General features: G+C 43.6%; 11 protein-coding genes. 2 read left to right on the plus strand and 9 right to left on the minus strand.

Annotated features, from left to right (window positions below; all coding sequences use genetic code 11):
* Positions 1-2 precede the first annotated feature (2 nt).
* The 4 genes from HUG15_RS03720 to HUG15_RS03735 form a co-directional block, all read right to left on the minus strand.
* Complete coding sequence (locus HUG15_RS03720) at positions 3-488, minus strand: DUF1850 domain-containing protein (protein ID WP_200127132.1); 486 nt, start codon at positions 486-488, stop codon at positions 3-5.
* A gap of 8 nt (positions 489-496) precedes the next feature.
* A complete protein-coding gene (locus HUG15_RS03725) occupies positions 497-1435 on the minus strand; it encodes a TAXI family TRAP transporter solute-binding subunit (protein ID WP_200127134.1) in 939 nt (312 codons plus the stop codon).
* A gap of 71 nt (positions 1436-1506) precedes the next feature.
* The gene (locus HUG15_RS03730; protein ID WP_211202338.1) at positions 1507-2424 is read right to left on the minus strand and encodes a LysR family transcriptional regulator; all 918 of its coding nucleotides are present in this window, start codon (positions 2422-2424) and stop codon (positions 1507-1509) included.
* The gene (locus tag HUG15_RS03735; protein ID WP_200127138.1) at positions 2421-3461 is read right to left on the minus strand and encodes an NAD(P)H-dependent amine dehydrogenase family protein; all 1041 of its coding nucleotides are present in this window, start codon (positions 3459-3461) and stop codon (positions 2421-2423) included. Before HUG15_RS03735 ends, HUG15_RS03730 begins: the two co-directional genes overlap by 4 nt.
* Before the next feature lie 170 nt (positions 3462-3631).
* On the opposite strand from HUG15_RS03735, the gene HUG15_RS03740 reads away from it, so the two are divergent.
* Positions 3632-4237 (plus strand): Uma2 family endonuclease, encoded by a 606-nt coding sequence (locus HUG15_RS03740; protein ID WP_200127140.1) that lies wholly within the window; start codon positions 3632-3634, stop codon positions 4235-4237.
* 44 nt (positions 4238-4281) lie between these two features.
* Here the strand turns inward: HUG15_RS03740 and HUG15_RS03745 are convergent, their stop codons facing one another.
* The 5 genes from HUG15_RS03745 to HUG15_RS03765 all read right to left on the minus strand — a co-directional run bounded on the left by HUG15_RS03745 (position 4282) and on the right by HUG15_RS03765 (position 9671).
* Positions 4282-5784 carry a tripartite tricarboxylate transporter permease gene (locus HUG15_RS03745; protein WP_200128824.1) on the minus strand — a complete coding sequence of 501 codons (1503 nt, stop codon included), beginning with the start codon at positions 5782-5784 and terminating at the stop codon, positions 4282-4284.
* Positions 5785-5807: 23 nt separating this feature from the next.
* Positions 5808-6257: a tripartite tricarboxylate transporter TctB family protein gene (locus HUG15_RS03750; protein ID WP_200127142.1), complete on the minus strand. Its 450-nt coding sequence runs from the start codon at positions 6255-6257 to the stop codon at positions 5808-5810.
* A gap of 16 nt (positions 6258-6273) precedes the next feature.
* Positions 6274-7248 (minus strand): tripartite tricarboxylate transporter substrate binding protein, encoded by a 975-nt coding sequence (locus HUG15_RS03755; RefSeq protein ID WP_200127144.1) that lies wholly within the window; start codon positions 7246-7248, stop codon positions 6274-6276.
* Between the two features lie 159 nt (positions 7249-7407).
* Positions 7408-8091 carry a response regulator gene (locus HUG15_RS03760; RefSeq protein ID WP_200127146.1) on the minus strand — a complete coding sequence of 228 codons (684 nt, stop codon included), beginning with the start codon at positions 8089-8091 and terminating at the stop codon, positions 7408-7410.
* Complete coding sequence (locus HUG15_RS03765; RefSeq protein WP_200127148.1) at positions 8088-9671, minus strand: sensor histidine kinase; 1584 nt, start codon at positions 9669-9671, stop codon at positions 8088-8090. The genes HUG15_RS03760 and HUG15_RS03765 overlap by 4 nt, the downstream gene beginning before the upstream one ends.
* A 161-nt stretch (positions 9672-9832) precedes the next feature.
* Here HUG15_RS03765 and HUG15_RS03770 point away from each other — a divergent pair, with 161 nt between their 5' ends.
* Complete coding sequence (locus HUG15_RS03770; protein ID WP_211202339.1) at positions 9833-10858, plus strand: AbrB family transcriptional regulator; 1026 nt, start codon at positions 9833-9835, stop codon at positions 10856-10858.
* Positions 10859-10967: the final 109 nt, after the last annotated feature.

Genomic DNA, 10967 nt, shown 5'->3' on the forward strand with positions numbered 1-10967 from the left:
CGCTATCCTCCTTGCACGTGAATCATGACGCGGCGGTCATCTTCCTCCATGTCTGATAAATAGAGGGTTTCATTTTTAAATTCGAAGGTGTGTGTGTAGAGGTTGGATGGGATTAATCGTAACTCTTCCACAACCCTTCCATCATCGGGAATGATGTAAAAGTCATCCTCTTTACGAATTGGTTCGTTGGAGTCATAGGGGATACCGGCACCGAAGGCCTGGGTCCACGTTTCTTTCGATACGATTTCAAAATCATCATTGATCTCAAAAACTTCCCGGATCGGCGTTTTCATGACCGAATGGATATATTCATGAAAAAAAGTGTCTCCCGGCTGAATCTCTTCTTCGAATAAAACGTCATTGGACGCTGTAGCGACAACTTGTAACTTCGGCGTTTGTTCCCAAAAGACGATCAATAAAAGAAGAGGAACAAGGAAGAGGAAGAAGACTCCCTGTCTCCCTTGCAAAAAAGTTAAGCTGGTTCTCATGCGCTCACCTATTGATCTTCATAGAATTGCTCCGCACCGGGATGAAGGTCAATGGGTATTCCATCCTGGGCGGTTTCGAGATCAATATAGCTTCCGGACTCGTGGGCGGTCTCGAAGCTGTCCGTGTTGTCATAAATCACTTCCATGATTTCGTAAACGACCTCTTCATCCAACTCGTCATGGGCGATGAGCATGGCTTGCACAGCCAGCGTATTCGTAGCATCGTCATCTTCATTGTACATACCTGCTTCAATCTCATGCTCCGTGTAGTACGGGTATTCGTCAAGCAGTTCGTCCGCTACATCTTCTTCCACTTCAACCATCGTAATATCCTGTTGGGCAGCTAACGATTCTATTGCTCCTGTTGGTGCCCCAGCAACCATAAGCGCGGCATCGATGTTCTCATCCTGTAAGCCGTCAGCAGCATCTTCAAAGTCTTGGTATTCTACCGTTATGTCGTCATACGTAATATCGTGGGCTTCCAAAATTTGTTGGGACACGACTTCCGTGCCTGAACCCGCGTCCCCGACAGCAACGCTCATGCCTTCCATATCTTCCACGGTTTCAATGCCGGAAGATTCCGTAGCTACAATCTGAATGACTTCCGGATAGAGGGAGGTCATTGCACTAAATCCTTCCACCGGTTCCTCAAAATCAACCTCGCCATTGACGGCATAGTAAGCGGTATCATTTTGCGTTAAAGCAAGATCCCCTGCGTCATCGGCAATATCGTTAATGTTTACAACCGAGGCGCTCGTGGCAAAATGAGAAGCATCGTAATCTTCCACGTCTTCATTAATTAATGTGGCAAGTTGGCCCCCCAATGGATAATAAGCGCCTTGTTCACCACCCGTGAGAATTTCCAATTCTTCCTCGAAATCACCGCAAGCGGTGAGCAGTACCGTGGCTGAACCGACGGCAATTGTCTTGGCCAATATCTTTTTCATAATGGTGACCCCCTTAAAAAAATTAAAATAAAATTCCCATGTCATTATATTATAAAACTATGAAAAAATCCCTATTCATGAATAAAATAAGAAAATTCTTTTTTTGCAATCGCGATTAAGTCATTCGTAATAAAAGGTGTATAAGGTGTTTCCTCCCAAATCAGTGAGATGGAACTCATGTAGTCTTCACCCGCGATGGGAATGGATGTTACATGCTCTTCTGTCATGACAGCGGCCATATCGGCAGGCATAAGCGTGACGCCGATTTCGTGGCTAATCAAGTTTTCAATTGTCCGCAATTCAGGGCCGACACAAAGCGTGTTTGGCACAAATTCAGCCTCAAGACAAGCCCTTTCCAATAAATAGTAAAGCGTAGGTGAATTTTTTGGGTGAAAATGAATAAAAGCCTCGCCTTTAAGTTTTTTCAAATCAAGGCTTTGTTCATTGGTCAACGGGTGATTTTTTGACAGGACGGCCACCAATGGATGTCTGCTTAACTCCAATGCAGCGATATTCATATTCCGGAGTTCGTTTAAATCAGCAGGTGTACGAATAAAAGCGAGGTGGCTTTGTTGTTTTTTTATTGCTTCGATTGCCTGCGCTGATGTCGTTTCTTCAATATATAACTCAACTGTATCAAGTTTTGCTTGCATTTTTTTCAACAACTGTGGAAGCCAGATGCTTGCCGCTGATGGCACGGATGATATCCGCGCCGTTGCTTGCGGAATTCTTTTAGATTTAACGACTTCATGGATAAGGTCTTCAATTTTATGAAAAGACGGATATAACTGTTCGTAAAGGTAGGCGCCTTCTTCCGTCAAGGATACTTGCCGCGTCGTTCTTTTCAGCAATTTGAAGCCGATTTCATTTTCCAATGATGAAATTTGCTGGCTTAAACCGGGTTGGCTCACATGCAACCGTTTGGATGCTTCGCTGAAATTTAGGGTATCCGCGACTTCCATAAAATAGCGGAATGATAAAAGGTTCATCTGTTTACCTGTGCAGGGATCGGATGGACACTGTGAAAAGGAAGCCCGGCGTCCAGCATGGTTAATAATCCCGGTTTTTGCTGCGTAACAATTCGTTTGCCGGTATTAATGATCATGGAAGCGGTCGCGGTATCGCCGAAAATTCCGTTTGGAATAATGACATGAACCGGGTCCGTTCCTTCGATGAAGATTTCATCTTTCGACTCGACGCCTAAAGCCATTGTTAACTCCATCTCAACGCTTACGTTTTCTGAAGTGGTAGCTTTTGCTGTTTGGTGTTGGCCACTGACTTCGCCAGTTTTAAGCGTCAACCAGGAAAGTTCATAGTCTTGGGTGGCAAACGTCGGTTCCAGTTTTGTTTCCAAATGCTCGATTTTGACGTTTAATCCGGCGGCAACAAGACGAACGGTTTCCTCCAAGCCGACATGCCCGATTTTCCCATCCTGTGCAAGTTGACGGAAGTCTTCTTCACTTTTTCCTATCCCAACTTTTTTCTGTAACGGGACCCGCCGTTCTCCAACATTCGCTTGGCGAATCGCTTTCACCGAGCGGACGCGATCCGTCACAGTTGTGGCGGTGAGTGGGAGGGAATCCATTACAAATCCGGGATTGATGCCACTTCCAATGACGGATAAACCTTTGCTTTTCGCATATTCATCAATCTCTTGACTGAGAGACGGATACCGATCCCACGGATAGAGCATTTCTTCACAAGTGGTCACGACATGATAACCATGATCAAGCAATTGCCGAATTTGCGGCCACACGGAAGGAACATTGGAACCGGTTGCATGCACGGCCATTTTTTGTTGATAAGGTTCGGCCTTCTCAGATAGTTCAGAAACATCGGAGACAACAACGGCGTCTTTTGGCCCTTCTCCCTGAAGAGTGGACGTCAGCGGTTTTCCGATCAATTCCGGATCAATATCAACCCCGCCGATTACATCAAATGCTTCATCTGTCACTCCTTTCTTTAAAATCTCTTTTCCTATTGGGCCTAGCCCATAAGGAACAAGTGCAATTTTGTCGTTTGACATGGATGCTCCCACCTGCCTTCTCGTTGTTATTAATAAGGTAACATATATTAGTTTTGATTATAAATAATAATTGGTTATATTTTTATAAATTATTTTATAAAAAGGCTAAAATACATGACGGACACATATGGTATGATTAAATCAACAAACTTGTAGAAGGCGTGTTTTAAATGTGTGAACGAAAACCTATCGGCAAAACAAATAAGGTGAAAGAACAACCGGAGACTTTTTCTGAAATTGAGGCTCCCTATGAAAGACCGCTTATCGAAGAACGGTATGAAATCATCAACGGGGCTCGTTATTATTTATCGCCCTCTCCGGGACTTGATCACCAGCTTTTGGCTACAAAAATGTCGAGCGTGATGCATGATGTTTGTCAATCAAACGGGATTGTCGTCGTAGCCCCGATGGATGTGCATTTGGATAAAGATAATGTGTTACAACCTGATGTTATTTTTATTTCTAATGAAAATATGCATATTGTTCATGGTCAAAAAATTGAAGGTCCGCCCGATCTTGTTGTGGAAATTTTGTCCCCGGGATCTGGGAAACACGATAAAATAAATAAAAAAGCGATATACGAACACTTTGGCATTCCCGAGTTTTGGGTCGTCGATCCTCCTCACGAGACCGTTGATCAATTCGTGTTGGGCGAGGGGAGATATCATTTGCATGGAACATTTAGCGAGGACCATTCATTAACTTCGCCGAAGCTGGCGTGTGTTCATATAGATGTGAAAGCATTGTTTCAAGAAAAAATAGAATATAGGCAGTGACTCACATGAAAAGCTGCTCGGTAAAACCGAACAGCTTACAATGCTCACATCGATTGTGAGGGTTGTTTTTTCCTGTTTCTTCTTTTCAACCATTTGCTTATTAAAGGCAAAACGATCGACAAGAGAGTCAAAATTCCAAGTACAATGGTGATGGGTGACGCGAATAGGATGCCAAATGCATTATCATAGATCACCATTGAACGTTGGAATTCTTGCTCTAAATCTCCTCCAACAATTAACGCGAGAATGAGCGGCACGACCGGATAGTTCATGACCCGCATTAACAGCCCGACAGCACCGGCAATTAGCAAGATATAAAAATCGATTGTGCTGTAACCAAGGGTGTATACTCCAATAAAGGATAGAAGAAGGATGACGGGATATAATACTTTCGGAGGCGTATGCAACACTTTCATTAGCACGCCGACCAACGCAATGTTAAGGGTGACAAGAATAATATTTCCAATAAACATACTATTAATTAACGTCCATACAAGATCCGGGCTATCCTCAAAAAGCAAAGGTCCTGGGGTTACCCCTATCATGATTAAGGCACCAAGCATAACTGCCGTTGCCCCTGAACCGGGGATTGCCATTGTCAATGTCGGGATTAATGCACCGACAGCTGATGCGCTGTTTGCAGATTCGGGCGCCACTAATCCTTCTACCTTTCCCTTTCCATATTCCTCAGGTTTTTTTGATAGTGATCTTTGGGCGCTATAGGCAAACAGGGAAGAGATCGTTCCTCCGGATCCCGGCAAAGCACCAAGAATAAAACCAATGGGACCACTCCGTACAATAGGGCCCAAAGAACGCTTCCATTGTTCTTTTGTAAACAATTTTCTTCCAATGTTATGATCCGTGGTTTTTGGCTGACTTATATTGAACAAATTATAAAGCACTTCACCGATGGCATAGATGCCAATAATGACAACTATGAAATCAATGCCTTCGATTAATTCCGGAATGCCAAGAGTGAACCGCTGCACTTCCGATTGCAAATCAACCCCAATGGTTGCAATCCCCAAACCGACAAACATCGAAAGAAACCCTTTGATTGTGTTTCCCACAGACAGCGTTACAACAATCGATAAAGCGAATAAAAATAGCAATACAAATTCTGCGGGGCCGAAGTTTAGTGCAAAATCGGCAAGTGGAATGGCGAGAAAAATAAACCCGAAAATAGCCATAATGCCACCAAAAAGTGACGCGATTGCAGCAATGGACATGGCTTGCCCGGCTTGTCCGTTTTTCGTCATCGGATAGCCGTCAAAGGTAGCCGCGACCGAAGATCCGTCTCCGGGTGTGTTAATTAAAATCGAACTTCTCGAACCACCGAATAAAGCCCCGTAGTAAATAGCGGCCATTAATATTAAAGCACTAACAGGCTCCATTCCAAACGTTAATGGAATGAGCACAGCAATCCCCGTAGCTGGACCCAATCCCGGCAAAATACCGACAATGGTTCCCAACAGTGCACCTAATAACAGTAGCAACAAATTAATCGGCTGTAGCGCAGTGATCAGCCCATCAAGAATGATACTCATATCCATCTCTTAACCCCTCCCTTCTACGGCAAACTAATTTCCAATAATTGGCTGAATATATACCAAGAGCTAAACGAGAAAATGAGTGTTACTGTTAGGTTTAATACCCATCTGCGATAACCGTTTAGATAAAACATTAATGCTCCCAAGAATAAAAGCGTAGCGGCCAGAAACCCGACCCATTCAAAAATCAGAGCATAGCCGACACAAAACGCGAGTATGACGCCGATGACTTTAAGTGAATCCTTTTTGATAAGTGCAGCCAGATCTTCATTATCCTCTACATTCTCTGTCCGTACGTTAATTAAATCGATCACTGCAAAAACCAATATTCCTGCAGCGACAATCATCGGGAAGTACCTTGGTGCATAGGGATCTCCCAGTAACGCCGGGGGCAATTGAAAGATCATGATTAAATAAATAAGACTTATCGTGATGAAAAGAATAGGCAATGATAAACGTACTGCTCTCATTTGTTCCGAAACCTCCCTATGGTGCGAGTTCTACGCTTTCAATGATTTCTTCAAAAAATTCTTCTTCCTCTTCCAGAAATTCTTCTGTTTCTTCGGTATTCCTATATAATGGATCTAAGTCGTTATTTTCCAAGTCTGTTTGAAATTGCTCTGTTTCAACTGCAGAACTCAATATTTCTTCCCAAGCATCCACCTCGGCTTCCGTCATATCCGGAGGGCCCATAATGCCTCGCCAATGAGGGAATACAACATCGATGCCCTCTTCCTGGAGGGTTGGCACATCCTGAAATTCCTCAAGTCTTTCAGGTGAGCTGACTGCTAAAATATCGACTTCATCGGCTTCATATTGTTCAACCATATCCGAGATAGAGTTCACTAAGATATCCACGTGTCCACCGAGGACGGGGTTCATAGCGTCACCGCCGCTATCATAAACAAGGAAATTTAAATCTTCAGGGTCTATTCCGGCTTCTAAAGCGGTTTGCACAAAGGAAAGGTGATTTCCACTTCCGAGAGACGGGCTAACGGATATGCTTAAGGATTCAGGGTCTTCTCTGAGCTGATCCATCACCTCATCGATATTTTCAAAACCTGCATCTGCATGAGTGGCAATTCCCAACCACTCTGTGGAGAGCATGCCAAGTTGAGTAAAATCTTCGTGGTGGAGGTCCGTTTGTCCAAGTAGACTGCTTGTCAACAGCAAGCTTGAATTTACGGAAACAACATGCGGATCGTCCTGTTGCAACAAATATTGCCAGCCCACTTCTCCGCCACCGCCCGGTTGATTAACAACCGTGACGTTTTCATCTGTCTGATCATCCTGGATGATCGATTGCTGTACGGAACGTGCTTGCATATCCCAACCGCCCCCCGGGGAAGCGGGTGCGACAATTTCAATGGGGCGCTCAGGGAATGCGTCTTCATTGCTGTCCCCTGATGCTGAACACCCCGCCATTGATAGAACAGCAAGAATAAGCGCGAACTTGCGCATATATATTCACCTCTTTAGTAATCGCTTTCAATATTGTACGATATAATCTATCATGTTCATTGAATCGTCAACAACATTTCATGCATATAACATTTATTATTTATTTTTGCTTTTTTGTCCTTTAACACCAAAACAAAAACACCCCTTGTAAAAGGATGTTTAATCTTCCGTGGTGACATATACACGTTCTGGTCGTCCGATTACTCCATAATTTAGTTTCGGCTCGGCCTTTGATATGGAAACGAGGTATTCGAGGTATCGTCTTGCTGTGGTGCGGGAAATCCCTACGCCATTGCATGTTTCGTCGATGGTAAGCCCTTCCTTCGCACGTGTAAGTTGTTCCTTCACTTTTTCCAATGTGATAACATCAATGCCGGTAGGAAGTTCGCTTTGCTTATCGGAAGGATATTGATTGCCAGCATGTCCAAATAGGCGTTCAATATCCTTCGGTTGGAAGGGCGCCTTTTCCTGGAACCATTCATAGTCTCTTAAATAACGCTTCATCACTTGTTGAAAATCCGATGCGGTTACTGGTTTTACAAAATAATAATAAACCCCATGGCGTTTCGCTTTGAGTAAATCGTCGCGATTATCGGATGCTGATATAATGATTACGTCAACATGAGGATAGTTCGAGCGAATGAATGACAGTAGTGCTGTCCCATGTATATCGGGAAAATAAATATCGAGCAAAATCAGTTGGGGCTGCGCCTGTTTTAACAGCTTCTTTAATTCTTCCCCATTCAATGCTTTGCCGGTTACATTGAATTGTGGGAAGGGTTGCAAAAATTGTTCATGCAAAAGTGACACACGATAATCGTCCTCAGCGATGATAACGTTCATTTCCATTCCCCCCAATGTTTAGGTAAATATAGCGAAAAAACTGCACCGCCTTCAACAGGGTTTGAAACATCTACATCCCCTCCGTACTTCCTCGCAGTTTCCAGTACATTTGAAAGACCGAATCCCCGAACAGTTCCTTTATAAGAAGTTCCTTTTTGGAATATGTCCGCTTGCATTGCTTGATCGATGCCCGGTCCTGAATCCTGCACATCGATAACAATGTCGTTGCCTACGTCCGTGATGAATACGGCGACTTCTTTTTTTGTTGTTGGAGCAACTGCCTCAATGGCATTATCGAGCAAGTTTCCGAGCATGACAGCCACGTCGGATGCCGGGTAGGATGTGCGTTCAAGCGTGCTATTTTCATCCACCCATAAATGAATTTTTTTCTCGGCTGCTTTCGCCATTTTTCCGAGAAGAATTGCTTGGATGCCGGGGTCTTTAATCGAGTGAAAAAGAGGCATTGCCGTTGTTGAAACAGTCGTTTCTTTTTCAATTAATTCAAGCGCTTCCTCGTCATTTCCCAATTGCAGCAATCCCATAATGACATACAGTTTATTTTTAAATTCGTGCGCTTGCGCTCGCAATCCATCAGAATAACCCTGTACTTGAATGATCGTTTCCCGGAGTTGTTTCATGTCGGTTTTATCTCGAAAACTGCAAATGGCACCGACGATTTTTTCTCCGTCAAAAAGCGGGCGCCTGCTTGCTATCAATACTTGACCGTTATGCATACGTTCATCGTCATCAACAATATCGCCTTGTTCCAATGTTTCGGATAAGCCAAGCACGTCGATGAACGCACTTTCCTTCGTAAGGTTCAAAGCATCCAATATCGTTTGTGCTGCCGGGTTTAACAAAGTGACTTGTTTTTCTTGATTAACAGCAACGACACCTTCTTTTACAGAATCAAGCATCCCTTCCCGTTCCCGATATAATTCAGCAATCTCCGCCGGTTCCATTCCCAGTGTATCACGACGAATGTTTTTGCCTATGATGATCGCGCCTCCAATGCTTCCGGCAACACCAAAGATTGCTACAAAGCCTAAGCGCAGCAATTTGTCAAAAACCGAGGCGTTAATATCTTCATACAAATATTCAACCGTTACTGCGCCTACGACTTGATCTGCTTCCCCTACCGCTTCATAGATGGGGGCAGTTGTCACCATTGATGGGCCGAACACCCCTTCATCTTCTTCAGTGATAAAAGAACCAAATGTAATGGCAGGGGTAAACTGGCTATCATCCACGTTTTCGCCTATTTTTTCTTCTTCCGGATGATAGACATAATAACCATCTTGCGAAATAGCGGTGATGATCGGGTTATCTGCTTGCAGTTGCAGTTGGTTAATGATCTCTTGGGCTTCCATTTGTTCATCATTGGTAACTGCTTCTGCCATTGCTGGCATAAAAGCAAGACTATTTGCTGTCTGTCTTGATAATTGAGCATACTCTTGTTCTACATTTTGAATTTCGATTTTTGTAAAAATAACCATCCATAAGAACAAAAGTAAGAATGTTAGTATCAAGAAAATAGAAATAATACGCGTGCGAACGGTTGCATGCTTAAAGAGGCGCATAGTAAAATCCCCCTTGTTTACGATAACGGCGATTGGTGATTGAGTGTCTCTATATTTTATCTTATGGTTATCAAGATGGCCAATTGCCGTTAAAATGGAGCAAGAGTATAATGCAAACGGTTGACAGAAAGAAAGGCATCAAATAAAGAAAGCCGTGTATAATGATGAAGGTCTATAAGTTATTGTTTCTAGCCGTGGCACTAATGGTCGGAGGTTTCTTTTCGTCGATTGGTGTTCCGGCCGGTTGGTTGCTTGGCGGTTTGCTGACAGGCATATTTTATGGGTTATTTATACGTGCGTTTGATTTTTCGGGATGGCCTTTTCAAATGGCGCTGGCGATGGTAGGCATCAATATCGGGCTTATCATGGAAACCGATTTATTTCAACAGTTAATCCATTATCTTTTTCCGTTATTCATCACATTAGTGTTGACGTTACTGACTGGGCTTTTACTTGGTATTCTTCTTGATCGTTGGACAGATCTGGATCGGCGAACCGCTTTTTTTTGCACGATTCCGGGAGGGGCTTCGGAAGTAATCGCGATCTCCAGCGACTACGGAGCAGACCAACGTATCGTTGCTTCCTTTCATACCGCGCGAATTACGATGTTTGTGCTTATTATTCCGTTTGGGATAGGGATGGTGTATGGACAAGGAAATATGGACATGCAACCGGAAACGCTGTTAATCCCAACAACTTTACAGTTTTCTTTTTTCGCCATCATTATTTTGGGATCCTACGTTTTGAACCGACTCATTTCTTTTCCGGGCGGTATTTTGATCTATTCTATTGCATTTGGGTTTCTGGGCAGTGAATTTATCGTCAATATCGGTGAGGTACCGGGATATGTTTCCGGAATCGGGCAAGGGTTAATCGGAGCAATGGTCGGCATACGTTTTGAGCGTAGTACCGTTGAGAGGTTAAAGTCAATTGGGTTGGCAAGCTTGAAGGTGTTGGGTTTATACCTCTTATGCAGCCTTGGGATTGCCGTGTTATTTTTTTGGTTAACGCCTCTTTCCTATTTGACTAGCCTGTTAAGCACGGTCCCTGCCGGTGCGGCCGAAATGGCATCAACAGCCGTTGCGCTGCAAATTGAACCGACGCTTGTCGCAAGCTTGCACATTATACGAGTTATTTCTATCTTCATTGTTTTGCCTTTCTTGTTTCGGTGGTTGATGAGGGCCTGATAAGGATAGCAAGATACCGTTGGAAAGAGGGACGTCTCTACCAACGGTTTTTTTGCGTGTTTGTGATACAAGACACTTGACAATTATGTTTATATCAATCAAAATATCG

It is taken from the genome of Salicibibacter cibarius, assembly GCF_016495725.1.
GTDB lineage: Bacteria > Bacillota > Bacilli > Bacillales > Marinococcaceae > Salicibibacter > Salicibibacter cibarius.

Bases quoted from the DNA above. Each gene is read 5' to 3' on its own strand.
- HUG15_RS03720 (WP_200127132.1), bottom strand. From the start codon at position 488: ATGAGAACCAGCTTAACTTTTTTGCAAGGGAGACAGGGAGTCTTCTTC.
- HUG15_RS03725 (WP_200127134.1), bottom strand. From the start codon at position 1,435: ATGAAAAAGATATTGGCCAAGACAATTGCCGTCGGTTCAGCCACGGTA.
- HUG15_RS03730 (WP_211202338.1), bottom strand. From the start codon at position 2,424: ATGAACCTTTTATCATTCCGCTATTTTATGGAAGTCGCGGATACCCTA.
- HUG15_RS03735 (WP_200127138.1), bottom strand. From the start codon at position 3,461: ATGTCAAACGACAAAATTGCACTTGTTCCTTATGGGCTAGGCCCAATA.
- HUG15_RS03740 (WP_200127140.1), top strand. From the start codon at position 3,632: ATGTGTGAACGAAAACCTATCGGCAAAACAAATAAGGTGAAAGAACAA.
- HUG15_RS03745 (WP_200128824.1), bottom strand. From the start codon at position 5,784: ATGAGTATCATTCTTGATGGGCTGATCACTGCGCTACAGCCGATTAAT.
- HUG15_RS03750 (WP_200127142.1), bottom strand. From the start codon at position 6,257: ATGAGAGCAGTACGTTTATCATTGCCTATTCTTTTCATCACGATAAGT.
- HUG15_RS03755 (WP_200127144.1), bottom strand. From the start codon at position 7,248: ATGCGCAAGTTCGCGCTTATTCTTGCTGTTCTATCAATGGCGGGGTGT.
- HUG15_RS03760 (WP_200127146.1), bottom strand. From the start codon at position 8,091: ATGAACGTTATCATCGCTGAGGACGATTATCGTGTGTCACTTTTGCAT.
- HUG15_RS03765 (WP_200127148.1), bottom strand. From the start codon at position 9,671: ATGCGCCTCTTTAAGCATGCAACCGTTCGCACGCGTATTATTTCTATT.
- HUG15_RS03770 (WP_211202339.1), top strand. From the start codon at position 9,833: ATGATGAAGGTCTATAAGTTATTGTTTCTAGCCGTGGCACTAATGGTC.